This window comes from Microbispora sp. NPDC046933, from assembly GCF_040644635.1.
Classification (GTDB): Bacteria; Actinomycetota; Actinomycetes; order Streptosporangiales; family Streptosporangiaceae; genus Microbispora.
Genome location: NZ_JBEYWW010000001.1, coordinates 280,107 through 303,072, shown reverse-complemented (window position 1 = coordinate 303,072; position 22,966 = coordinate 280,107). Strand labels below are relative to the sequence as shown.

Below are 22,966 nucleotides of genomic sequence, written 5' to 3'. Positions count from 1 at the left end.
GCGAGCTCGGACGCTGACGTCACTTGCTGGAGATGCCGACCCCGAGGTCGAACTCGCGGTAGACCCGGGCCCAGAAGCCGTCGCGCAGCCACACGCGCGCCTCGGGGTAGGGCCGAAGGGAGTGGCCGAGCTCCTTCTCGGCCTCGATGAGCAGTTCGGTGTCGATCACCGTGGGCAGCAGCGGCCCCGGCAGCAGGTCGCGGATGTTGTCCCGGCCGCGGGTCAGTATCCACTTCTGCGCCACATGCTCGCCGACCTCCTCCACGCGGGGCCGGCCCGGGCCCAGCTTGGCGACCTGCCCGGCGGGCGTCTTCGGCGGCATCGGCTTGACCGTACGGCCCGCGAACACCTGGGCGGGCGACGGCGTGGGCGGCACGGGCACCGGCACCGGGGCGCGGGTGAAGAAGGGACGCAGGAAGTCGGCGCTCAGGATCTCGACAGTGTCCGACTCCCAGACGAGCCGCTCGGCCTGGTTGGTCCCGAACGGCGGCTCGACCCCCCACAGGTGGATGCGCACGCCGTACGCCTGCGCGGCCTCCACGGCGGGCACCATGTCCTCGTCTCCGGCGATCAACACGGTGTCGTTGACGGCGTGGTGGCGGGCGAGGGCTTCGAGGTCGCTGCGGATCTGCGCGTCCACGCCCTTCTGCTGGCCACGGGCGTTCAGGTTGCCCAGCCTGACCTTGACCCAGGGAAGCTGGGCGATCACACGCTGGTCCACGGTGGGCACGCGGTCGCGGGCGGCGTCGTACCAGTAGACGCGCAGCAGCTCACCCGGGATGCGTTCGAGCGCGTGCTTCTGCAGCGCCTGGATCAGCTCGTCCGCGGCGACGCGGTACTCCTTACGCTCCTTGGCGCCTAAGAGAACTTCACCGGCGGCCGCGTAAAGGTAACCGACGTCCACGAGAACGGCATACTTTGCGGCAATGCCATGTGCGCTGAAGTCCGGGATGGCCATGGTGTCCTCCTGGACTCGTCACTAGTTGATCGGCTGACTATATTCCCCCGCTTTCTAGATAGTCCCAACTCTTGAGCCAGTTGACACCCTGTTCCGGCGATGTAATCGGTCCGTAGTCGTCGCGGAAGGCGTCGGCAGACGTGTCACCCGCCGGGGAAGAAGGCCCCGCGCCAGGCTCCCGGGCCGTGCGGGAGCCCCACGCGCAGCCGATGTGCCGGGTTCCTCCAGTTTCCCGGCTTCGTTTCCGGTGCCGCAGGGCCGGCGTCGCGTGCCGCCGCCCGCGCCGCCAGCGCGGCGACGAGGGCGGCGATCTCCTCGGGGGTCGCGTCCCCCCGGACGATGCTGAGGTACGGTTCGCGGCCGGTCACAGCGGAATGTTCCCGTGCTTCTTCGGCGGCAGCGTGGCCCGCTTGTTGCGGAGGGCGCGCAGCGCGCGGACGATTTGGATCCGGGTGTCCGAGGGCCGGATGACCGCGTCCACGTAGCCGCGCTCGGCCGCGAGATAGGGGTTGGCCAGCGTGTCCTCATATTCGCTGATGAAACGGGCCCGCGCGGCGTCCGGGTCGTCGGCGGCGGCCAGCTCGCGCCGGTAGAGGATGTTGACCGCGCCCTGGGCACCCATCACGGCGATCTGGGCGGTGGGCCAGGCCAGGTTGACGTCCGCGCCGAGGTGCTTGGACCCCATGACGTCGTAGGCCCCGCCGTACGCCTTGCGGGTGATGACCGTGACCAGCGGCACGGTCGCCTCGGCGTAGGCGTACAGCAGCTTGGCGCCGCGCCGGATGATGCCGTTCCACTCCTGGTCGGTGCCCGGGAGGAAGCCCGGTACGTCGACGAAGGTCAGCACCGGGATGTTGAAGGCGTCGCAGGTGCGCACGAACCGGGCGGCCTTCTCGGAGGCGGCGATGTCGAGCGTCCCGGCGAAGCTCATCGGCTGGTTGGCGACGACGCCGACCGAACGGCCCTCGACCCGGCCGAAGCCGACGACGATGTTCGGCGCGAAGCCCGCGTGGATCTCCAGGAACTCGCCGTCGTCGAGGACGTGCTCGATCACCGTGTGCATGTCGTACGGCTGGTTGGCCGAGTCGGGGATCAGCGTGTCGAGCTCGCGGTCCTCGTCGGTCGTCTCCAGGTCCGCCTCGACGTCGAAGGCGGGCGGATCGTCCATGTTGTTGGACGGCAGATACGACAGCAGCGCCCTGGCGAAGTCGAGGCAGTCCTGCTCGTCGGACGCCTCGTAGTGGGCGACGCCCGAGCGCGAGTTGTGCGTGTGCGCGCCGCCCAGCTCCTCGAACGTCACCTCCTCGCCGGTCACGGTCTTGATGACGTCCGGCCCGGTGATGAACATGTGCGACTTCTCCTGCACCATCAGGACGAAGTCGGTCAGCGCGGGGGAGTACACGGCGCCGCCCGCGCACGGGCCCATGATCAGCGAGATCTGCGGGACCACGCCCGAGGCGTGCACGTTGCGCTTGAAGATCTCGGCGTACAGGCCGAGGGAGACCACGCCCTCCTGGATGCGCGCACCGCCCGAGTCGTTGATGCCGATCACCGGGCAGCCGGTCTTCAGCGCGTGGTCCATCACCTTGACGATCTTCTCGCCGAAGACCTCGCCCAGCGAGCCGCCGAACACGGTGAAGTCCTGTGCGAACACCGCGACCGGCCGGCCGTCCACCGTGCCGTACCCGGTCACGACCCCGTCGCCGTACGGGCGCTCGCGGTCGAGGCCGAAGGCGGTCGCCCGGTGCCTGGCCAGTTCGTCGAACTCCACGAAGGAGCCCTCGTCAAGGAAGGCGGCCAGCCGCTCGCGGGCCGTCATCTTGCCCTTGGCGTGCTGTTTCTCCACCGCACGCCGGGAGCCGGCGTGGGCCGCCTCGCTCCGGCGGCGCTCCAGGTCGGCGATCTTGCCGGCGGTGGTGTGGATGTCGATCTCGGGGGCGTGTTCGGCGCTCATCGCCTGCTCACCGTTCCTCGTATGCCCAGCGGCCCTCGGGTCCCGAACGCCGTTCCGGGTCGCGTCGAATCCATGCGCGACAGGTTAACCAGGCCGGCGCCGTCTGGTCGCGCCGGGTCGCGCTCACCGGGATTCCCGTCGCCCGTGCGGGAACTCCCACCAGGAACGCGGCCCGTGTGCCGTTCGTTCGGCTTTACGACGGCTTTATACAAGTGGGGGCTCCATGGCGGACGCCGTACGCACGCAGGGGTTGTACAAGCGCTTCGGGCAGCAGGTGGCGGTCGGCGGGGTCGACCTGGTCGTGCCGAGGGGCAGCTTCGCCGGCCTGGTCGGTCCCAACGGCGCGGGCAAGACGACGACGCTGAGCATGGTCACCGGCCTGCTGCGCCCGGACGGCGGGCGGATCGAGATCGACGGCCACGACGTGTGGGCCGACCCCGTCGGCGTCAAGGCGCACATCGGCGTGCTGCCCGAGGGCCTGCGGCTGTTCGAACGGCTGTCCGGCCGCGAACTGCTGATGTACGGCGGCCAGCTGCGCGGCATCCCCCTGGACGAGGTCGGCAGGCGCGCCGACGAGCTGCTCAAGGTCATGGACCTGGTCGAGGCGCAGGACAAACTGGTGGTCGACTACTCCACCGGCATGCGCAAGAAGATCGGCCTCGCGGCGGCGCTGCTGCACAACCCGCGCGTGCTGTTCCTCGACGAGCCCTTCGAGGGCGTCGATCCCGTCTCGGCCAACACACTGGTCGAGGTGCTGCGCAGATACACCGCCTCGGGCTCCACCGTCGTCTTCTCCAGCCACGTGATGGACCTGGTCGAGCGGCTGTGCGACTGGGTGTCGGTGATGAACCGTGGCCTCGTCGTCGCGCAGGGCCCGCTCGACGACGTACGGCGGGGCCGCACGCTCAACGAGGCGTTCCTCGACCTCGTCGGCGTGCGGGGCAACGGCAACGGGGACGAGGGGCTGTCGTGGCTCGGCTCGTCCACCTCCTGACCCCGCCGCCCACCGGCGGCCGGCTCAGGCGGCGCCCGTCTCACGGGCGCGTGACGACGCGGCGCGATCCGATCGGGAGTGTGTCATGACGTGGCTGTTCGTCCGGCTGAAGCTCAGCCTGGTGCGCGGGGGCCTGCGCGGCGAGGTCGGCAAGCAGGTCGGCTTCGCCTTCTCGCTGGGCGCCGCCCTCCTCGCCGCCGTCGCGGGGTTCACGCTGCTGTCCCTCATCCGGTTCGCGCCGCCCGACGTCGCCCTCGACCTCGTGTCGGCGGCGTTCGCGACGTTCGCCGTCGGGTGGATCGTCGTGCCACTGATGGCCTTCGGCCTGGACGAGACGCTCGACCCGGCCCGGCTGGCCCTGTTCCCGCTGACCACCCGGCAGCTCGCGACCGGCATGCTGGCCGCGTCGGCGACCGGGCCGTGGCCGATCGCCTCGCTGGCCGCGCTGTCCGGCGGCGTGGTCGCGCTCGCCCACGGGCCGGGCGGGGTGCTGCTCGGGGTGCCCGCGGTGGTCCTCCAGTTCGCCTTCTGCCTCACGGCCTCCCGCCTGGTGACCACCGCGCTGTCCGGCGTGCTGCGCACCCGCAGGGGACGCGACCTGCTCGCGGTCGCCGCCGTCTTCGGCGTGCTGCTCTTCCAGCTGCCCAACCTGCTGATCAACCGGGGGCTTTCCGGCGACCCCACGCGGATCCTGGCGTCGGCGGGCGACGTCCTGCGGTGGACGCCGCCGGGGCTGGCCGCGCACGCGATCGCCGACGGCGGGCTCATCGGCGTCGCCGAACTGATCGTCGTCGCGATGGCGGTCGTCGTGCTGGGGTGGCTGTGGATCGCCGCGCTGCGGCACGCGCTGGTGCGGCCCGACGCCTCAAGCCAGGGCGGCGGCTCCGTCCGGCGGTCCGGACGGGTCCCGCTCGGCCGGTTCCTGCCGGGCGGCATGCTCGGCGCCGTCGTCGCCAAGGAGCTGAAGTACGCCGCGAGGGAGCCGCGGGGCCGGATGAACTGGATCGTCGCGCTCTTCGTGAGCGCGGTCGTCATCTTCTCCCTGCGCGGACCGGACGGCTGGGCCGGGCCGCGGTTCGTGGTCGGGCCCGTCTGCCTGGCGGCCGTCGTGATCGGACTGCAGGCGGCCAACTCCTTCGGCATCGACGGCAGGTCGCTGTGGATGAACGCGGTGGCGTTCTCGACCCCGCGTGACCTGCGTACCGACCTGGCCGGCCGGCACCTGGCCATGGCGGTCATCGGGGTGCCGCTGCTGACCCTGGTGGCGCTGGCCGCCGCCCTGGTCGCGGGCGACGCCGCCTGGGCCGTCGTCGCCGCGCCGGTCGCGTGGGGCGTGCTCGGCGTCGCCATGGGCGTCGGCGCGCTCACCAGCGTGACCGTGCCGTACACCTATCCCGACCGCCTGAACGCCTTCAGCGGCGCCGCTCCGGGGCAGGGCGGGCAGGCGTTCATCGCCTCCTTCGCCGCGATGCTCGCCACCGGCGCGCTCGCGCTGCCCGTCGTGCTGCCGGTCCTGCTCGGCCTGACCTCGTGGGCGGCCGTGGTCGCCGTGCCGTACGGCGTGGTGGTCGCCTGGGCGGGCCGCCGGCTCGCCGCCGGCATCGGCTTCGCCCGCCTCCCCGAACTCCTCACCGCCGTCTCCCGCCCCACCTGACCGGGTTGTTTTGCCGCGCCTCCGCGCGGCGGCTCGTGCTCATTTCTGCGCCTGACGGCTTGGGGCGCCTAAGTCCGTTGGTCGTGCCGGAGGCGCGCCAATAAGCGTCGTGCCGGAGGCGCGCCAACAAGCACCTCCCTCGGTGCGTGCTCGCTCGTTCCTCGCTCCGCGCGCTCCTCACTCCGGACACGGCCGCGCCCCTCGCGTAACGGAGCGGTCGCGAAGTCCTTGCGGTGTTGCGGGGGATACGGCCCACCCTTATAACCGTTTGGACCGTTCTAGGGGGAGAGATAATGCGTGAGAATACGCGGCCGGGCCGAGCGATTTGGGCGCCGGTGGGCGCGGCGGTGCTGAGCGGACTGGTGATCGGAGTGCTGGCGCGCCTCCTGATGCGGGGCATCGCGCTGGCCGTCGGCGGATCGACCGGCCTGTCCCTGGCGGGCACGGTCGCGATCCTCGTCGCGTTCGTCGTGCTGGCCCTGCCGGCCGCGGTGACCGCGACCGCGCGTCCGGCGATCATGCACGCCGGTCGCTGGGCGACCGCCGCGCTCACGGGGCTGTTGGCCGTGAGGACGGGGCTCGGCGACGCGAAGACCATCGTCCTGGCCGACGACGGCCAGTTGACGCCGATCGCCGTGCTGATCGTCGTCTTCGGCGCGATCGTGGTGGCGCATGGGCGGCTCGCCCAGCACCTCACCCGCCGCCTCAGAGCACTCCCCGAAGCCCCGGCCGAGGCGCTCCGCACCCCGGACGCGCGACCGGTCTGACCTGCCCGTTCGAGTGGTCTAGTCCAATTGGTGAGACCGCCCTCGGGCTCCCGAGTGCGATTCGCTAGCCTTCCAAACATGGCCGCCATCGCTCCTGCCGAACGACACAACGCCGTAGCGGAGATGCCGGACGAACTCCGCGCTGACGTGCGCCTATTGGGTGGACTACTGGGTCAGGTGATCGCCGAGCACGGCGGCCCCGACCTCCTCGCCGACGTGGAACGGCTCCGAAAGGCGGTGATCGCGGCCCGTCGTCGGGAGACGACGGCCGACGAGGTCGCGGCCCTGGTGGCCGAGTGGCCCGTCGACCGCGCCGTGCAGATCGCCCGGGCCTTCACCTGCTACTTCCATCTCGCCAACCTCGCCGAGGAGCACTACCGCATCCGCACCCTGCGGCAGCGCGACAAGGACGACGTGCCGCTGCGCGAGTCCCTCGCGGAGGCCGTGCAGCGGCTGCGCGGCGACGACCGGCTCCAGGACCTGATCGACGGGCTGGAGTTCCGGCCCGTGCTGACCGCCCACCCCACGGAGGCGCGGCGGCGGGCGATCGTCACCGCCATCCAGCGGATCAGCGCTCAGCTCGACGCCTACAACACCCCGGGCCGGGGCGCCGCCGAGCGGGAGGAGGCCCACCGGCGGCTGCTCGAGGAGATCGACATCCTGTGGCGGTCCGCCCAGCTCCGCCACACCAAGCTCGACCCGCTGGACGAGGTCCGTACGGCGATGGCGGCGTTCGACGAGACGCTGTTCCGCACGGTGCCGCTGATCTACCGCTCGCTCGACGCGGCGCTCGGGCCCGGCACCGGGACGCGGGAGCCGCTGGCCAAGGCGTACATCCGCTACGGAAGCTGGATCGGCGGCGACCGCGACGGCAACCCGAACGTCACCGCCAAGGTGACCAGGGAGGCCATCCAGATCCAGGCCGAGCACGTGCTGATCGCGCTGGAGAACGCCGCCACCCGGATCGGCAGGTCGCTCACCCTCGCCAACGTCTTCACGCCGCCGTCCGCCGAGCTGCGGGCCGCGCTCGCGCAGGCCGAGGACGACCACCCCGACCTGGTGTCGGAGATGGCCACCCGGTCGCCGCGGGAGCCGCACCGCCAGTGGCTGATGTTCGTGGCGGCCAGGATCGCCGCGACCCGCCGCCGCGACCTCGACCTCGCCTACCGCGCGCCGTCCGAGCTCCTGGCCGACCTGCGGCTCACCCAGGACTCCCTGCGCGGCGCCGGCGCCGTACGGCAGGCGTACGGCGAGCTGCAGCACCTGATCTGGCAGGTCGAGACGTTCGGCTTCCACCTGGCCGAGCTGGAGGTGCGCCAGCACTCGGCGGTGCACGCGGCGGCGCTGAAGGAGATCGCCTCCGGCACGCCGTCCGAGCGCACCGAGGAGGTCCTGGCCACGATCCGGGTGATCGGCTGGATCCAGGAGCGCTTCGGCGTGACCGCCTGCTCCCGCTACGTCGTCTCGTTCACCCGCTCGGCCGACGACATCGCGGCGGTGTACGAGCTGGCCAGGCACGCCATGGGCGACCGCGCCCCGGTGCTCGACGTGGTCCCGCTGTTCGAGTCGGGCGAAGACCTGGACAACTCCACCGCCGTGCTGGAGGGCATGGTCGCGCTGGAGCCCGTGCGCCGGAGGCTCGCCGAGAACGGGCGGCGCATGGAGGTCATGCTCGGCTACTCCGACTCGGCCAAGGAACTCGGCCCGGCGGCGGCCACCCTGCGCCTGTACGACGCGCAGGCGGCGCTGACGGCCTGGGCCGCGGCCAACGACATCAAGCTCAGGCTCTTCCACGGCCGCGGCGGCGCGCTCGGACGGGGCGGCGGCCCCGCCAACCGCGCGGTGCTCGCCCAGGCCCCCGGCTCGGTCGCCGGGCGGTTCAAGGTCACCGAGCAGGGCGAGGTCATCTTCGCGCGCTACGGCCACTCGGCGATCGCCAAGCGGCACATCGAGCAGGTCACCAACGCCGTGCTGCTCGCGTCCACCTCGGCGGTGGAGTCGAGCACGGCCGCCGCGGCGGCGAAGTTCCGCCGGCTGGCCGACACCGTGGCCGCGGCCTCCGAGCGCGCCTATCGGGCGCTGACCGAGGCCCCGGGCTTCCCCGAGTGGTTCGCGCTGGTCAGCCCGCTCGAGGAGATCGGCTCGCTGCGGCTCGGCTCCCGGCCCGCGCGGCGCGGCCTCGGCGCGCCGCGCTCGCTGGACGACCTGCGGGCCATCCCGTGGGTGTTCTCGTGGGCCCAGACGCGGGTCAACCTCCCCGGCTGGTACGGCCTGGGCAGCGGCCTGGCCGCCGTGGTCACCGACGGCGGCATGGCCGAACTGCGCTCGGCCTACCAGGAGTGGCCGCTGTTCGCCGCGATGCTGGACAACGCGGAGATGTCGCTGGCCAAGACCGACCGCTCCATCGCGTCCCGCTACCTGGCCCTGGGCGGCCGGAGCGACTTCCCCGAGCAGGTCCTGGAGGAGTACGACCTGACGAGGCGGCTGGTGCTGGAGGTGACCGGCCACGCCCGCCTGCTGGAGAACCGGCGCGTGCTGTCGCGGGCCGTGCAGCTGCGCGACCCCTACGTGGACGCGCTCAGCCACCTCCAGCTGCGGGCGCTGTCGGCGCTGCGGGCGCCGGGCGACCTGTCGGAGGAGGAGCGCGAGCGCCTGTCCACGCTGCTGCTGCTCAGCGTGAACGGCGTCGCGGCCGGCCTGCAGAACACCGGCTGACGTACGAACCGGCCGGGCGCCCGGGATCCGGGCGCCCGGCCGGATCACGGCGTCTCGGCCGCCTGCTCGACGTCGATCCGCTCCGGGCAGGCGTAGATGTTGAAGCGCTCCTCGCGCAGGAACCCCACGAGCGTGATGCCGAACTCGCGCGCCAGGTCGACGGCGAGGGAGGAGGGCGCCGACACGGCGCACACGATCTGGATCCCGGCGCTCGCGGCCTTCTGCATGATCTCGTAGCCGACCCGGCCGCTGACCAGCAGGACGTGCCGGTCGAGAGGGGTCCGGCCGCCGAGCAGCGCCCAGCCGACCAGCTTGTCCACGGCGTTGTGCCGTCCCACGTCCTCCCGCACCGCCACCGGCGTGCCGTCGGGCGTGAACAGCCCGGCGGCGTGCAGCCCGCCCGTCCTGCCGAACACCCCCTGGGCCTCCCGCAGCCGGTCCGGCAGGCCGTACACGGTCGTGGCCGACACGGCGACCGGCGGGCGCACGGCCGGCACGGCGCAGCGGTCGCGCAGGGCGTCCAGGCTCGCCGTGCCGCAGACGCCGCACGCGCTCGATGTCAGGAAGTTCCGCGCCGCGGCGCCGAGGTCGGGCAGCCGGGGGGCGGTGAGCCGTACGGTCACGGTGTTGTAGCGCGCCTCGGGATCCAGGTCCTCGTCCGTGCAGTAGCCGATGGCCGCGATGTCGCCGTGGCCGGCGATCCCCTCGCCGTGCAGGAACCCCGCCGCGAGCTCGAAGTCCGCGCCCGGCGTCCGCATCGTGATCGCCACCGTACGGCTCTCGCCGCCGGCCAGGAGCCGGATCTCCAGCGGCTCCTCCGTGGCGAGGTCGTCGCGCCGGTCGCGTACCGCCGATCCGGACACCCTCCGGACGCGTGACCGCGTGACGGGCCCCGGACGCACAGTGGGCCGTGCCCCGCCGTCCCGTTCCATCTGCCTCCTCCTCGGCGGCATGGCTGCCGTTCTTTCCCGTACGCAGCCTGCCACGCCACGGTTCACGGGTCAGCACCGGTCAGCCGTCGTCCGCCGGGTGGCGCATGGGGGAACCGGCGCACAGGCGCGTCACGGCGCGCACGACGGACGCCACGGAGATGTCGGCCATGCAGGCGGGGCCCGCCGGGGACAGCGGGCAGCCGGCCGTCCACCAGCACGGCTGTTCGGTGATGGCCGTGGGCCTGCGGTGCGGGCAGCCCGGCAGCCCCTGGAGATCGGCCGCGCCGCCGAGGAGTCCGGAGCCGGTGGAGGGGCGGAGGCCGTACCGGCCGGCCCAGGTGGGCCCGAACAGCCCGACCGTGGCCGCCCCGGCCGCGGCGGCCAGCCGCAGCGGCCCGGTGTCGCCGCCCACGGCCACCCCGCCGCGACGCGCCACGGCGGCGAAGCACGCGGCGAGCCCGCGCAGGCCGCACTGCGGCAGCACGGCCACCTCCGGGCCGAAAACCGCGTCCTTCGCGTCCGCGCGGTCCCGCTTGGGCGGCGCGTCGGGCGTGAGCAGGGGATGACCACGCCGGGCCAGCAGCGCGGCGAGTTCCCGCCAGCGCCCGGCGGGCCACCGCTTCACGTCCATGCCCGCGTCCGTGATCAGCACGACCGGGGGCCCCGTCCCGGAGGCTGGGAGGTGGTGCGCGAGCGCGCTCTCGCCGTACGCGATCTCGGCGGGCGTCAGGCGCACGGCCGGACGGGCGAGGGCGTCCTCGGGCCGCAGCAGGCCCTCGGCGAGCAGAATGCGCAGGTAGCGCTCGCCGACCGGCTCGTCAGGGGGCGGGCGGCACCACAGGTCGGTGACGCACCGGGCGCCCGAGGCGGCGAGGAGATCCGGAATGCCGTCGTAGCGGGTGGTGGTGACCGCGAGGTCCGGACGCCGGGCGGCCAGCGCCTCGGTCACCGCCTCCCGCTCCGCGCCCGCGCCGTCGTGGCGGGGGGTGAGCACGCGCGTGACCGCGGGGTCGCCGCGCAGGAGGGCGGCGCCGGGCTCGTGGGTGAGCACGCGCAGCGACGCGCCGGGGTTGCGGCGGGCCAGGCCGTGCACGACGGGCAGGAGCATGACCAGGTCGCCGATCCCGCCGAGCAGGTCGACGACCAGGATCTCCCGGTACGGCTCACGCATCCGGCCGGCCGAGCGGGCGGCGCGGGCCGGCCAGGGTCTCGTACAGCGCCCGGTGGGCGGCGGCGACCCGGGACCAGGAGTGGCGGGCGGCGAGCCGCCGGGCCGCCCTGCCCATGTGCCGCCGCGCCTCGGGGTCGTCGAGCAGCGGCGCGACGGTCCGCGCGATGGCGACGGCGTCGCGGCGGGCCCTGATCACGGCGACGGCCTCCCCGAGCGGGAGGGTGGGGTCGGGCTCGTCCGGCACGGTGACCGCGGTCGGCAGCCCGTGCGCCAGCATCGTGAGCAGTGCGCCGCTCTTGGTCGTCACCCCGGCGGTGAAGGGCAGGACGCCCGCGTCCGCCGCGTGCAGGAACTCCGACACCCGGGCGGCGGGCACGTGACCGGTGAACGTCACCGCGTCCGCGACGCCGTGCCGCCCGGCCAGCGCCTCCAGTTCCGCGCGGAAGGCCCGGGCCTCGGCCTCGGGCAGCGCCTGGGAGGCGAAGCCGCCCACGACCAGCAGGCGCAGGCAGGGGCGGGCCGCGCGCAGCGCGGGCAGGGCCTCGATGAGCTGACGCACGCCCTTCACGGGGTGGACGAACCCGAAGAAGGCGAGCAGCGGGTCGTCCGGCCCCATGCCGAGCCGGTCCCGCACCCGCACGCGCGCCTGCCGTCCCCCGCCGTGATCCACGACGTTCGGCGCCAGCGGCACCTCCACGGCGGCCGTTCCGACGCGCCGCCTGACCTGCCGGGCGTGGGAGGCGTTCGTCACGACCACGAGGGCGCTGGCGGGCACCAGCCGCCCGGTCTCCCGGTCCCACAGGCGGGCGCGTTCCAGGGGCCGCCAGACGGGGCCGGGCACCCACCCGGGGGCCGCCCACCAGCCGTACTCGTGCAGGGTGGTCACCAGCGGCGCGCCGGGCGGCAGCAGGGGCGGCAGCAGCCCGGGCAGCCCGGAGAACCGGTAGGCCGAAGGGGCGAACTGCACGTGGACCACGTCCGGGCGCAGCCGCCGCACTCGCCGGGCGGCGTCGAGCGTGGCCGGCAGCCAGTGCCAGGGGGAGCGCGCCCCCGGTGATCCCACCGGCACCCCCACCGCCTCGACTCCGGCCTCGCCGAGCGCGCCGACGAGCCGTTCGACGTAGTCGCCGACGCCGTCGCGGTCGGCGGGCCCGGGACCGTGGACCATGGCCACGCGGATCCGGCCCCTCTCCGTCACGCCGCCTCCCCTCCCTTCTCCGGCCCCTTCTCCGGCCCCTTCTCCGGACGCAGAGGCGCCGCGTCACCGGTCGCGTGGCGCCCTCCTCTCGTTCCGCCGAGGAGGGCGCCCTTCCACCCCGCTGGGGTGCGCGTGCGCGGCCGGCCGCGGGAGGCCGGACGCGAGCGCCGCGCCGGGGGAGGTGCCCGAGGGACTCACGTGGCAAACCATCCGTTTGTATGGGTTTATGTGCCGTTTTGTCCTGTTCGTCGAGGGGTAGGCGCAGGGGATGGAGCATCCCGCGGCGCTCGCAGGCCCGCCGGTCCCGTGGCGAGGGCTCGCCCGCGTGCTCGTGATCCGTCCCGACAACCTCGGCGACGTCGTGATGGCGGGCCCGGCGCTGCGCGCGCTGCGGCGTGCCGCTCCCCGCGCCCGGCTCGATCTGCTGGCCGCCCCCGCGGGCGCCGCCGCGGCCGGGCTGCTCCCCGAGGTGGCCGGCGTGCTCACGGCCTCGGTCTCGTGGCAGAAGACCGGCGGGGAGGACGTCCCGGTCACCGACGACCTGGACCTCGTCGAGCGCATCGGGTGGGGCGGCTACGAGGCGGCGGTGATCCTGACCTCGTTCTCCCAGGCCCCCTGGCCGGCCGCGTACCTCTGCCGGCTCGCCGGGGTGCCCGTACGGGTCGGCATGTCCAAGGAGTTCGGCGGGGCGGGACTGACCCACTGGGTGCCCTCGCCGCCGGACGAGACCCACCAGGTGGACCGCGCGCTGCACATGCTCGAACGGGTGGGCGTCCCTCCGGTCGAGGGCAGGCTGCGCGTCCGCGTGCCCGCCGAGGCGGCCCGTACGGCCCGCCGCCTGCTCGACTCCAGGTCCGGAGGGGACGGCCATGGGGACGGTCGCGGAAGGCGGCCGTGCGCGCTCATCCTCCCGGGGGCCTCCTGCTCCGCGCGGCGCTACCCGGCCGACCGGTTCGCCCGGGTGGCCGGGCTGCTCACGGCCGCCGGGCTGCGGGTCGTCGTGGCGGGAACGGCCGGGGAAACGCCGCTCGTCGAGGCCACCGGCGCCGGCGTGCCCGGCGCGATCCTGCTGCCCGGCCGGTTCGACGTACCGGTCCTGGCGGCGCTCATCGAGGCCGTCGACGTGGTCGTGTGCAACAACAGCGGCGGGGCGCACCTGGCCAGCGCGCTCGGCACGCCCGTGGTCGTGCTGTTCGCCGGCACCGAGCAGGTGGAGCAGTATCGGCCGCGGTTCGGCCCGGCGTCGATCCTCACGGTGCCCACCGCGTGCTCGCCCTGCCGCCAGTTCGCCTGCCCCTTCGCCCTCGACTGCCTCGACATCCCGCCCGAGCAGGTCGCCGCCGAGGCGCTGCGCCTGGCCGACGAGCGCGGCGGCCCCTGGTGGCGGACCCCGGCGGGCACGCGGGACGCCCGATGACGACGGCCCCCGAGAGCGGCGCCGTACGCCTGGAGGACGGCGGTGACGCGCCCACGAGCGGTGCGGTGATCGCGGCGCCGGACACGGCGCGGAGCACGCCCCTCGAAATGGTGCGGGGCCCGGCGCCGATCACGGGACGGGACCCGGCACAGGACACGACGCCGCGTCTGTCGTTCCTCGTGGTCGGCACACCGAGGTCGGGCACCACCGTGACCCAGCGGCTGTGCTGCGAGCTGCCGGACGTGGTGATGCCGCCCGAGACCCACTTCCTGCACCTGTTCGCGCCCGGCCTGCTCGCCAGGAGGCGCTTCCCCCTCACCTGGCCGGAGGTGTGCGACGAGCTGAGCCGGTTCGAGGCGCTGCCGACCTCGGCGGGACTGCGCCTCGATCGCGCCCGGATGTTCGAGCTGCTCGGCCCTCGCTGCGACCGCCTGATCGACCTGTTCTCCGCGCTGGTCGTCGCGCTGTGTTCACCACCGTGTTCACCCCCGTGTTCACCACTGTGTTCGCCGCCCTGGCCGCCCAGCGCGGTGTACGGCGAGAAGACGCCGGAACACCTGCTGTGGTGGCGGGCGATGACGTCGGCCGACCCCGCGCTGAAGATCGTCGGGGTGGTGCGCGATCCGCGTGCCGTGGCCGCCTCGCACCGGGCCGTTCCCTGGGGCATCCGCGATCCGGGCGAGCTCGCCGAGGAATGGGTCTTCGACCAGCGGTCGCTGCGCGCCGCCCGTCACCGGCTCGGGCCGCGGCGGTGCCTGGTGGTGCGCTACGAGGATCTGGTCGCCGGTCCGGCCGCCTCCCGGGCCCGGCTCGCGGACTTCCTCGGCGTGCCTCCGGCGTCCGCGTCCGAAGCGGCGGAGGAACGGCCGCTGCCGCCCATCGTGCACCCCTGGGAGTGGTGGAAGGCCCGCGCGCTCGAACCGGTGACGACGGAGCGGCGCGACCTGTGGCGCACGGTGCTCACCCCGGCCGAGGCGGCCCTCGTCACCGAGGTCGCCGCCCCCGAGATGGCCGCCTTCGGCTACCTGCCGCCGGACGACGGCGGCGGCGGGTGCCACCCCCGGGGGCGGACGGAGCGCTGCGGGCCCCGGCTCGCCGCCCGGCTCCGGCGGATGCGCGCCCTGGAGTCCGTGATCGCGGCCCGGCCCGGGCGGTGAGCGCGGTGCCGCGGTGCCGGTAGGCGGACGGTGCGGCGGTTGGAGGCGGCCCGGGGGTCGATAGCCTGGGTGCGTGTCCGACTCGCCGTACGCCGATCTCGACCGGCCCCCGTTGTCCGAGACCGCGCTGACCAGGGCGCTGGTGCGCTCCGGCTCGCTGTGGTCGTCCATACGCGTCGTCGAGCGGACCGGGTCCACCAACGCCGACCTGGCCAGGACCGTGCGCGAGAGCCCGTCCGAGGGCGCCGTGCTGGTCGCGGAGTCGCAGTTCGCCGGCCGGGGCCGGCTCGGGCGCCCGTGGACCGCGCCGCCGCGCTCGGGGCTGACGTTCTCGATGCTGCTGCGGCCGGAGGTGCCGCTCGCCCGGCAGGGCTGGCTGGCGCTGCTGGTCGGCCTCGCCGCCGCCTCGGCCGTACGGCGGATCGCGGAGGTCGACGTGCGGCTCAAGTGGCCCAACGACCTCATGGTGGGGGAGCGCAAGCTCGCCGGGATCCTGGCCGAGCGGGTGGACCGCATGGTGGTCGTCGGCATGGGTCTCAACGTCTCGCTGCGACCGGAGGAGCTGCCCGTGGAACGGGCCACCTCCCTCGCCGTCGAGAACGCCGCCTGCACCGACCGCGACCCGCTGCTGCGCGCGATCCTGCGGGAGGTCGAGTCGCACTACCGCGACTGGACGGCCGCCGGCGGCGACGCGGACGCCTCGGGCCTGCGGGCCGCCTACCTCGCCTGGTCGTCCACTGTGGGCCAGGAGGTCAGGGTCGAACTGCCCGCCGAGCGGGTGCTGACGGGCCTGGCGACCGGCGTCGACGCGTCCGGCCACCTGCTCGTGCGCGCCGAGGACGGCGAGCACACGCTCAGCGCGGGCGACGTCGTCCACGTCCGCAAGGGTTCGTCGCCGGAGACGGGCCCGCGCCCGCTTCCCTGAGCTGCTGGGTGATCAGGCGAACGCATGCAATCGACCGGCGATCGTGTCACGATTTGCGCCATGGGTCTCCCCGATCAATACCTGGCCGACGGCGAGCGGATCGTTCTATCGTTCCATCCGCACTGGAAGCGGCTGATCCTGCCGATCCTCGCCCTCATCGTCGTGCTGGCCGCCGCCGTCGCGGCCTTCATCCTCATCCCCGGCGACTACGAGTACGCGGGGTACGCCCGCGGCGCGGTGGCCGTGGTCGCGTTCGTGGCGCTGGTCCTGTGGACGGTCATCCCCTATCTACGCTGGGTGACGACGTCCTACACGCTCACCTCGCACCGCTTCGCGATCAGCACGGGAGTGCTGAACAAGTCGGAGGACGACATCCCGCTGGCCAAGGTGAGCAGCGTGAGCTCCGACCAGCGGCTCGTGGAGCGCATCCTGGGATGCGGCACGCTCCGGGTCGAGTCGGCGTCGGAGAAGGGCGACATCGACTACCGCGACATCCCCCAGATCCAGCGCGTACGGCATGAGCTGTTCCGGCTGGTGGAGGACGCCGCGGACGGGAACATCGACGGAGACTGAGCGTGGCGCGGCCCACGCGCCGTGCGGGGGAGGGGGACGTGGACATCAGCGGGCGGCCCGGCGCCGACGACATGCGGCGGCTGTTCCTTGGGCCGGCGCCGGCCTACACCCGGAGGCAGGTCGCCGAGGCGGCCGGCATCCCCCAGGACCTGGCAGCGCGGATCTGGCGGGCCCTCGGCTTCGCCACGTTCGCCGACGACGCCGTGGCGTTCACCGAGGCCGACCTGGAGGCCCTGCACCGCATCCGTGACCTGCTCGACGCGGAGATGCTCGACGAGCGGGCCGTGATCCGCATGGCCAGGGCCCTCGGCCGTACGACCGCGCGGCTCGCCCAGTGGCAGGCCGAGATCATGGTCGACGCGCTGATCGAGCCCGGCGCGCGGGCGGGAGAGGACGCGCTGCGGCAGGTGATGGACACGGTCAGCCGCCTGCTGCCGGACTTCGAGCAGACGCTGGTGCACGTCTGGCGCTCCCAGCTCGCCGCCACCGCGAGCCGGCTGGTCTCCCTCGCCGAGCCCGGCGAGGACGTCTCGCCGACCCGGCCGAGGCTCGCCGTCGGGTTCGCCGACCTCGTCGCCTTCACCCGCGTGTCCAGGGAGCTGGACGAGCTGGCGCTGGCCGACCTGGTCGAGGGGTTCGAGTCGCGGGCCTCCGACGTGATCGCCGCGCACGACGGGCGGCTGGTCAAGACGCTCGGCGACGAGGTGCTCTTCACCGCCGCCGATCCGAGGACCGCGGCCCTCATCGCGCTCGACCTGCTCGACGAGCTCAAGCGGGACGCCGAGGGGCCCGACGTGCGGGTCGGGCTGGCGTACGGCCCGGTGCTGCCGGCGATGGGCGACGTCTTCGGCACGACGGTCAACCTGGCGGCCCGGTTGACGGCCATCGCCAGGCCGGGCACGATCCTCGCCGACAGCGAGCTGGCCGCGGGCCTCGCCGGGGCGCCCGGCGTCGACCTGGTCAAACTCCGCCGCCGTCCCGCGCGCGGGCTCGGCGTGGTGGAGCCGTATGTTCTGAGGAGATCCAGCCGAGAAAGTTGAGGTGCAGGACATGCCGTACGAAGTCCAGGGCGTGGTGGCGCGTGGCAAGGGAGCGGCGGTGACGCTGGAGACGGTCGTCGTGCCGGACCCGGGGCCCGGCGAGGCGGTCGTGAACGTGCAGGCCTGCGGGGTCTGCCACACCGACCTCCACTATCGCGAGGGCGGCATCAACGACGACTTCCCGTTCCTGCTGGGCCACGAGGCCGCGGGCGTCGTCGAGGCGGTGGGCGAGGGTGTGACCGAGGTCGAGCCCGGCGACTACGTGATCCTCAACTGGCGGGCGGTGTGCGGGCAGTGCCGCGCGTGCCTGCGGGGACGGCCGTGGTACTGCTTCAACACCCACAACGCGGCCCAGAAGATGACCCTGGCCGACGGCACCGTGCTCAGCCCGGCGCTCGGCATCGGGGCGTTCGTGGAGAAGACCCTGGTGGCGGCCGGGCAGTGCACGAAGGTCAACCCGGCGGCCAAGCCGGCCGTCGCCGGCCTGCTCGGCTGCGGCGTGATGGCCGGCCTCGGGGCCGCGATCAACACCGGCGGTGTGACCAGGGGCGACACGGTCGCGGTGATCGGCTGCGGCGGCGTGGGCAACGCGGCCATCGCGGGCGCGCACCTCGCCGGAGCGCGGACGATCGTCGCGGTGGACGTGGACGACCGCAAGCTCGACTGGGCCCGCGGCTTCGGCGCCACCCACACCGTCAACTCGCGCGAGACCGACCCGGTGGAGGCCATCCGCGAGCTGACCGGCGGGTTCGGCGCCGACGTCGTGATCGAGGCGGTGGGCCGTCCCGAGACGTACAAGCAGGCCTTCTACGCCCGCGACCTGGCCGGGACCGTCGTGCTCGTCGGCGTGCCGACTCCGGAGATGCAGCTCGAACTGCCGCTGCTCGACGTCTTCGGGCGCGGCGGCGCGCTCAAGTCCTCCTGGTACGGCGACTGCCTGCCCAGCCGCGACTTCCCCATGCTGATCGACCTCTACCTGCAGGGACGGCTCGACCTCGACGGATTCGTGTCCGAGACCATCGGCCTCGACCAGGTCGAGGAGGCGTTCGGCAAGATGCACCGCGGGGAGGTGCTGCGGTCGGTCGTGGTGCTCTGACCGGCCTCGGGCGGGGGCGGCGTCGTGTGGAGCGGCGCCGCCCCCGTTTTTGTGTCATGGGTCACGTAGGCAAGCCTTACCGAAGTGAGTTATGTTAGGTATGCCTAACCTTCCTGAAGATCCCTGAGAGGCGACCCATGTACGTCTGCATCTGCCGCGCCGTCACCGAGAGCGAGGTGCACGACTGCATCGCCGAAGGGGCGAGGACGGCTCGCCAGGTGCGCGACGCCACCGGGGCAGGGGGGGACTGCGCGTCTTGCGTCCGGAAGATCTGTGCGATCCTGAAACGGTCAGAGGACCTGGTCACCAGCGCATAGATCGAGGAAGCTTATGCAGGGCGACAAAGAGATCATCGCGCTGCTCAACGAGCAGCTCACCTCCGAGCTGACCGCCATCAACCAGTACTTCCTGCACGCCAAGCTGCAGGAGAACTGGGGATACACGAAGCTCGCCGCGATCACGCGGGCGGAGTCCATCGACGAGATGCGGCACGCGGAGGAACTCACCGACCGGATCCTGTTCCTGGAGGGTCTGCCGAACTACCAGAAGCTGAACACCCTGCACATCGGCCAGACCGTCAGGGAGCAGCTTCAGGCCGACCTGGAGCTGGAGCTGGGCGTGGTCAAGCGGCTGCGGCCCGGGATCGCCCTCATGCGGGAGCGGGGGGACATCACCTCCGCGACGCTCTTCGAGCGCATCCTGGCCGACGAGGAGCACCACATCGACTACCTGGAGACCGAGCTGGGCCTCCTGGAGAGCCTGGGCGAGCAGCTGTACCTGCAGCGGTACACGGAGCCGTCGTCGTCCTCCTGAGTCCTCTCCTGAGCCGTCGCTCGCCTGAGGCCGTCGCGCTCCGGACTCGCGCTTCGGGCACTCACGATTCCGAGACTCACGCTTGAGGACTCGCGGGAAATCAGATGGACAACGCCCGTCGTCATCGTTTCGGCGGGCGTTTTTCATACCCTTATCCGCTTTCCAGCGACGAAGTTCAGAATGGTCGAGAATAGGGTAGAAGATCGCGTCGCTTGCGTGCTGACTATCCCGGATTTATCAGTGTTTGCCCAGGTCAATTGATGGGTCAACGACAAGTCAAAAGGCGCGCTGTAGCCGGGAAACGATCGCTTAAGGTCCTACGATCGCACCATGACCTGCGTACTTCTCGCCGAGGATGACACCTCGATTTCCGAGCCGCTGGCGCGCGCCCTGCGCCGGGAGGGCTATCAGGTGGAGGTGAGCCCGGATGGCCCGCAGGCCCTGGAGAGGGCCTTGTCGGGGGGCGTCGACCTGATTGTTCTCGACCTCGGCCTTCCAGAGATGGACGGGCTGGAGGTCGCGCGCCGCATTCGCGCGGAGGGACACGGGACTCCGGTCCTGATCCTCACCGCCCGTGTCGACGAAGTCGACACCGTCGTCGGTCTCGACGCCGGGGCCGACGACTACGTCACCAAGCCGTTCCGCCTGGCAGAACTGCTCGCCCGAGTGCGGGCCCTGCTCCGGCGCGGAACATCGGAAACCCCGGTGGTGCAAGGCGTCCGCATCGACGCCGACTCCCGCCGGGCCTGGATGGGAGACAAGGAACTGCACCTGACCACCAAGGAGTTCGACCTGCTGCGCGTGCTCGTACGGGACGCCGGCAAGGTCGTCACCCGCGAGCAGATCATGCGCGAGGTGTGGGACACGAACTGGTGGGGGTCGACGAAGACACTGGACATGCACATCTCGTGGCTGCGCCGGAAGCTGGGCGACGACGCGGCCAAGCCGCGCTACATCACGACCGTCCGAGGGGTCGGCTTCCGTTTCGAGCGCGAGTAGCCGCCGTGGGGCGGTTGCGGGGGAGGGGCTAGCACGTGCGCCGGCGCCTGCTTTCCTCCATGCTGCTCGTCGCGGTCATCGCGGTACTGCTGTTAGGCGTGCCCCTGGGTGTGGTCGTCGTGCGCTTGATCAGCGACGAGGTCGCCCAGGAGCTCAGGACGGACGCGAGCCGGCTGCTGCTGGGAGTGGAGTACTCCCTCAGCCAGGGTCAGGGGATCAGCCCGGACCAGCTCGCGCGGAACTACCCGGACCGGTACCTCCAGGTGTTCGTCCGCGGGAAACCGCCGATCGTCGTGGGCTCGCCTCCGACGGCGGGCCGCGACCTGGCCGAGGAGGCGCGCTCCGAGAACGGTTACGTACGCGTCAGCCGCGACGCGGCCCAGATCCAACAGGACACCCAGGCGCGGCTGGTGCTCATCATCGCGCTCGCGGTCGTGGCACTCGGGGCCGCGATCGGGCTGGCCACGGTCACCTCGCGTCGCCTGAGTCTGCCGCTCCAAGATCTCACCAGGATCGCGGAGCGGCTGGGCTCGGGTGACGCGAGGCCGAGCAGGCACCGCTACGGCATCCCGGAGCTGGATCTCGTGGCCGAGGTGCTGGACCGCAGCGCGCTGCGGATCTCCGACCTGCTCGCGCGGGAGCGCGAGTTCGCGACCGACGCCTCCCACCAGCTGCGCACGCCGCTGACCGGGCTGAGCATGCGCCTGGAGGAGATCGTCGCGGCGGCCGACCAGCCCGAGGTGGTCCGCGAGGAGGGCGAGGCCGCGGTGGTGCAGGTCGAGCGGCTGACCGCCGTGATCGACGAACTGCTGGCCGCCGCCCGCAGGCAGCGCCACGCCCAGGCGGGGCCGATCGACGTGGACGACGTGGTGGGGCAGCAGATCGTCGAGTGGGAGCCGGCGTTCCGCCGGGCCCACCGGTCGCTGGTGCTCGCGGGCGACCGGGGCCTCAGCGCGCTCGGCACGACCGGCGGGCTCAGCCAGGTGCTGTCCACCCTGCTGGAGAACTCCCTCAAGCACGGCGACGGCGTGCTGACGATCAACACATCGAGTACGGGCAGGTCTGTGGTGATCGAGGTGGCCGACGAGGGCCCGGGCATCCCGGAGGCCCTCGGCCACCGGGTGTTCGAGCGGAGTGTGAGCGGGGGAGGCGGCACGGGCCTGGGGCTCACCCTCGCCCGTGCCCTGGTGGCGGCCGACGGCGGACGGCTGGAGCTCGTCAAACGCCGCCCGGCGACCTTCGCCATCTTCTTACGCCACACCCGTGACAGCGAACGTCACCGCGTGGTGAGCGGTCCCGCCTGACGGCTGGTTCAGCTGAGGGTTCAGCGGGTGGTGAGAGGGTCGGCCTGTGCCTGCACGTCGGGGTGGGGCCGCGCGCCGACCCTCTCGACGGCCCCCTCGGCAGACTCCTTGGCGGACTCCTCGGCCAGCTCAGGGGCCGCCAGGAACACCCACTTCTTGTACGACCAGAGGCGGAACAGCGTGCCGATCGCCACGCCGACGCCCTGGGCGATGTTGTAGCTCAGCAGGTCCTGCAGGCCCAGGGTGTAGTGCGTGAAGCCGATAGTGATCATCGGAGGTATCAGACCGATGCCGTTCAGCACGAAGAACAGGACGTACTCCCGCGCCAAGCCGCTCTGTTTCCGATGCCGGTAGGTCCAGAAGCGGTTGCCCGCGTACGCGAACGTGGCGGCGACGACCGTGGAGATGACCTTCGACTTGATGGGACCCATGCCGACGCCGAACGTCAGCAGGTTGGAACCGCCGAAGTCGATGACGAACGCGATCGCGCCGACCGTGCCGAACTTGAGCAACTCGTGGATGAGCGCGGCGAACCGCTCGTAGGCGCGTCGTAGAAACTGCACGTCCCGCACGGTCCTTCCTGATCGGCGGCCATGGTTGGCGGCGAAGTCTTCTCAGGCTACCGGTAGCAAGCACAAATCGGGGTCTTGCCGCAACCTTGGCCCGCTTCGTCCCAGGTCACCAAAGAACATTTCAAGAAAAATCCTGCTATGCGGGATGAGCGGGCGGTCTTCGCACTACGCTCTCGCCCGACCGGGACCACTTCGTTCGGGGACGCGCGCGTTCTGGAGGGGTGGCCTTTCATCGTGTTGCGCAGACTCACGGCCCTCGGCCTCGGCCTCGTCCTGCTCGCGGGGTGTGGAACCGAGGGCGTACGCGAGACCCCGGCCGAGCCCGGCGCCACGTCTCCCACGACGGTCGGGATCACCACGGCCGACGCGCAGGCGGCCTTCGACGGCCAGGGCGACCTGTCCGACGCCTGGAAGGGCGAGGACTGCGCCGAGATCGAGCGCCTCACCACCGGCCTGGAGAGCACTGTCGGGAGCCGTGTCTGCGCGGCGGCCCGCCAGGGCCTCGCCGCGCCCGCGTTCCGGTCGCGCCCACCCGGCACGTCGCGTTCCTGACCGATCCCGCCGGAGCGAACGGACACGGGGGCAGCGGCGGCACGCCCACGACCGTCACCGGCAGCGAGATCCTGGTGCTGGCCACCAAGGTGGCCGAGGACAACACGATGACGACGGTCGGCCTGCGCCGGGTCCTCGCCGACGTCACCGAGGATTCCGGCTAGGGGCTCCGGCT

At 72.6% G+C, this 22,966-nt stretch carries 22 protein-coding genes; 15 read left to right on the top strand and 7 right to left on the bottom strand.

The window, feature by feature from the left end:
- Window positions 1-19: 19 nt before the first annotated feature.
- From ABZ857_RS01300 to ABZ857_RS01290, 3 genes are all read right to left on the bottom strand, one after another.
- Window positions 20-904: an NYN domain-containing protein gene (locus tag ABZ857_RS01300; RefSeq protein WP_357035577.1), complete on the bottom strand. Its 885-nt coding sequence runs from the start codon at window positions 902-904 to the stop codon at window positions 20-22.
- Between the two features lie 197 nt (window positions 905-1,101).
- Window positions 1,102-1,326: an acyl-CoA carboxylase epsilon subunit gene (locus tag ABZ857_RS01295; RefSeq protein WP_357035574.1), complete on the bottom strand. Its 225-nt coding sequence runs from the start codon at window positions 1,324-1,326 to the stop codon at window positions 1,102-1,104.
- Entirely contained in the window at window positions 1,323-2,912 is a 1,590-nt protein-coding gene (locus ABZ857_RS01290) for an acyl-CoA carboxylase subunit beta (protein WP_357035571.1), read from the bottom strand. Before ABZ857_RS01290 ends, ABZ857_RS01295 begins: the two co-directional genes overlap by 4 nt.
- A 223-nt stretch (window positions 2,913-3,135) precedes the next feature.
- Here ABZ857_RS01290 and ABZ857_RS01285 point away from each other — a divergent pair, with 223 nt between their 5' ends.
- From ABZ857_RS01285 to ABZ857_RS01270, 4 genes are all read left to right on the top strand, one after another.
- Window positions 3,136-3,906, top strand: coding sequence for an ABC transporter ATP-binding protein (locus tag ABZ857_RS01285; protein WP_357035568.1), 771 nt, complete (start codon window positions 3,136-3,138; stop codon window positions 3,904-3,906).
- 85 nt (window positions 3,907-3,991) lie between these two features.
- Entirely contained in the window at window positions 3,992-5,560 is a 1,569-nt protein-coding gene (locus ABZ857_RS01280) for a hypothetical protein (RefSeq protein WP_357035565.1), read from the top strand.
- Window positions 5,561-5,853: 293 nt separating this feature from the next.
- Entirely contained in the window at window positions 5,854-6,327 is a 474-nt protein-coding gene (locus tag ABZ857_RS01275; RefSeq protein WP_357035562.1) for a hypothetical protein, read from the top strand.
- 78 nt (window positions 6,328-6,405) lie between these two features.
- Window positions 6,406-9,042, top strand: a complete 2,637-nt coding sequence (locus ABZ857_RS01270) for a phosphoenolpyruvate carboxylase (protein ID WP_357035559.1) — start codon at window positions 6,406-6,408, stop codon at window positions 9,040-9,042.
- Window positions 9,043-9,086: 44 nt separating this feature from the next.
- Here the strand turns inward: ABZ857_RS01270 and fdhD are convergent, their stop codons facing one another.
- The 3 genes from fdhD to ABZ857_RS01255 all read right to left on the bottom strand — a co-directional run bounded on the left by fdhD (window position 9,087) and on the right by ABZ857_RS01255 (window position 12,343).
- Window positions 9,087-9,974, bottom strand: coding sequence for a formate dehydrogenase accessory sulfurtransferase FdhD (gene fdhD, locus ABZ857_RS01265; protein ID WP_357035557.1), 888 nt, complete (start codon window positions 9,972-9,974; stop codon window positions 9,087-9,089).
- Between the two features lie 79 nt (window positions 9,975-10,053).
- The gene (locus tag ABZ857_RS01260) at window positions 10,054-11,145 is read right to left on the bottom strand and encodes a glycosyltransferase family 9 protein (protein WP_357035554.1); all 1,092 of its coding nucleotides are present in this window, start codon (window positions 11,143-11,145) and stop codon (window positions 10,054-10,056) included.
- A complete protein-coding gene (locus ABZ857_RS01255) occupies window positions 11,138-12,343 on the bottom strand; it encodes a glycosyltransferase family 4 protein (RefSeq protein WP_357035551.1) in 1,206 nt (401 codons plus the stop codon). Before ABZ857_RS01255 ends, ABZ857_RS01260 begins: the two co-directional genes overlap by 8 nt.
- Before the next feature lie 268 nt (window positions 12,344-12,611).
- Here ABZ857_RS01255 and ABZ857_RS01250 point away from each other — a divergent pair, with 268 nt between their 5' ends.
- From ABZ857_RS01250 to ABZ857_RS01205, 10 genes are all read left to right on the top strand, one after another.
- Window positions 12,612-13,760 (top strand): glycosyltransferase family 9 protein, encoded by a 1,149-nt coding sequence (locus tag ABZ857_RS01250; RefSeq protein ID WP_357035548.1) that lies wholly within the window; start codon window positions 12,612-12,614, stop codon window positions 13,758-13,760.
- On the top strand, window positions 13,757-14,917 hold the full coding sequence (locus tag ABZ857_RS01245) for a sulfotransferase (RefSeq protein ID WP_357035545.1): 1,161 nt from the start codon (window positions 13,757-13,759) through the stop codon (window positions 14,915-14,917). The genes ABZ857_RS01250 and ABZ857_RS01245 overlap by 4 nt, the downstream gene beginning before the upstream one ends.
- Window positions 14,918-14,990: 73 nt before the next feature.
- Entirely contained in the window at window positions 14,991-15,842 is an 852-nt protein-coding gene (locus ABZ857_RS01240; protein ID WP_357035542.1) for a biotin--[acetyl-CoA-carboxylase] ligase, read from the top strand.
- 60 nt (window positions 15,843-15,902) lie between these two features.
- Entirely contained in the window at window positions 15,903-16,415 is a 513-nt protein-coding gene (locus tag ABZ857_RS01235) for a PH domain-containing protein (RefSeq protein ID WP_357035539.1), read from the top strand.
- Window positions 16,416-16,417: 2 nt separating this feature from the next.
- Entirely contained in the window at window positions 16,418-17,455 is a 1,038-nt protein-coding gene (locus ABZ857_RS01230) for an adenylate cyclase regulatory domain-containing protein (RefSeq protein ID WP_357035537.1), read from the top strand.
- 10 nt (window positions 17,456-17,465) lie between these two features.
- Window positions 17,466-18,551: an S-(hydroxymethyl)mycothiol dehydrogenase gene (locus ABZ857_RS01225; RefSeq protein WP_357035534.1), complete on the top strand. Its 1,086-nt coding sequence runs from the start codon at window positions 17,466-17,468 to the stop codon at window positions 18,549-18,551.
- A gap of 137 nt (window positions 18,552-18,688) precedes the next feature.
- On the top strand, window positions 18,689-18,868 hold the full coding sequence (locus ABZ857_RS01220; RefSeq protein WP_079316362.1) for a (2Fe-2S)-binding protein: 180 nt from the start codon (window positions 18,689-18,691) through the stop codon (window positions 18,866-18,868).
- A 13-nt stretch (window positions 18,869-18,881) separates the two neighbouring features.
- Entirely contained in the window at window positions 18,882-19,364 is a 483-nt protein-coding gene (bfr, locus tag ABZ857_RS01215) for a bacterioferritin (RefSeq protein WP_357035530.1), read from the top strand.
- A 330-nt stretch (window positions 19,365-19,694) separates the two neighbouring features.
- Window positions 19,695-20,363: a response regulator transcription factor gene (locus ABZ857_RS01210; RefSeq protein WP_030451323.1), complete on the top strand. Its 669-nt coding sequence runs from the start codon at window positions 19,695-19,697 to the stop codon at window positions 20,361-20,363.
- A gap of 35 nt (window positions 20,364-20,398) precedes the next feature.
- On the top strand, window positions 20,399-21,667 hold the full coding sequence (locus tag ABZ857_RS01205) for an ATP-binding protein (protein ID WP_357035527.1): 1,269 nt from the start codon (window positions 20,399-20,401) through the stop codon (window positions 21,665-21,667).
- 20 nt (window positions 21,668-21,687) lie between these two features.
- On the opposite strand, the gene ABZ857_RS01200 is transcribed toward ABZ857_RS01205, so the two are convergent.
- Window positions 21,688-22,239 carry a GtrA family protein gene (locus ABZ857_RS01200; RefSeq protein ID WP_357035524.1) on the bottom strand — a complete coding sequence of 184 codons (552 nt, stop codon included), beginning with the start codon at window positions 22,237-22,239 and terminating at the stop codon, window positions 21,688-21,690.
- Between the two features lie 234 nt (window positions 22,240-22,473).
- Here ABZ857_RS01200 and ABZ857_RS01195 point away from each other — a divergent pair, with 234 nt between their 5' ends.
- Window positions 22,474-22,791 (top strand): hypothetical protein, encoded by a 318-nt coding sequence (locus tag ABZ857_RS01195; RefSeq protein WP_357035521.1) that lies wholly within the window; start codon window positions 22,474-22,476, stop codon window positions 22,789-22,791.
- Window positions 22,792-22,966: the final 175 nt, after the last annotated feature.

Excerpts from the sequence above, each read along its gene's own strand:
- ABZ857_RS01245 (WP_357035545.1), top strand. The coding sequence starts at position 13,757 with ATGACGACGGCCCCCGAGAGCGGCGCCGTACGCCTGGAGGACGGCGGT.
- ABZ857_RS01290 (WP_357035571.1), bottom strand. The coding sequence starts at position 2,912 with ATGAGCGCCGAACACGCCCCCGAGATCGACATCCACACCACCGCCGGC.
- ABZ857_RS01275 (WP_357035562.1), top strand. The coding sequence starts at position 5,854 with ATGCGTGAGAATACGCGGCCGGGCCGAGCGATTTGGGCGCCGGTGGGC.
- fdhD (WP_357035557.1), bottom strand. The coding sequence starts at position 9,974 with ATGGAACGGGACGGCGGGGCACGGCCCACTGTGCGTCCGGGGCCCGTC.
- ABZ857_RS01225 (WP_357035534.1), top strand. The coding sequence starts at position 17,466 with ATGCCGTACGAAGTCCAGGGCGTGGTGGCGCGTGGCAAGGGAGCGGCG.
- ABZ857_RS01250 (WP_357035548.1), top strand. The coding sequence starts at position 12,612 with ATGGAGCATCCCGCGGCGCTCGCAGGCCCGCCGGTCCCGTGGCGAGGG.
- ABZ857_RS01285 (WP_357035568.1), top strand. The coding sequence starts at position 3,136 with ATGGCGGACGCCGTACGCACGCAGGGGTTGTACAAGCGCTTCGGGCAG.
- ABZ857_RS01280 (WP_357035565.1), top strand. The coding sequence starts at position 3,992 with ATGACGTGGCTGTTCGTCCGGCTGAAGCTCAGCCTGGTGCGCGGGGGC.
- ABZ857_RS01260 (WP_357035554.1), bottom strand. The coding sequence starts at position 11,145 with ATGCGTGAGCCGTACCGGGAGATCCTGGTCGTCGACCTGCTCGGCGGG.
- ABZ857_RS01220 (WP_079316362.1), top strand. The coding sequence starts at position 18,689 with ATGTACGTCTGCATCTGCCGCGCCGTCACCGAGAGCGAGGTGCACGAC.
- bfr (WP_357035530.1), top strand. The coding sequence starts at position 18,882 with ATGCAGGGCGACAAAGAGATCATCGCGCTGCTCAACGAGCAGCTCACC.
- ABZ857_RS01235 (WP_357035539.1), top strand. The coding sequence starts at position 15,903 with ATGGGTCTCCCCGATCAATACCTGGCCGACGGCGAGCGGATCGTTCTA.
- ABZ857_RS01210 (WP_030451323.1), top strand. The coding sequence starts at position 19,695 with ATGACCTGCGTACTTCTCGCCGAGGATGACACCTCGATTTCCGAGCCG.
- ABZ857_RS01270 (WP_357035559.1), top strand. The coding sequence starts at position 6,406 with ATGGCCGCCATCGCTCCTGCCGAACGACACAACGCCGTAGCGGAGATG.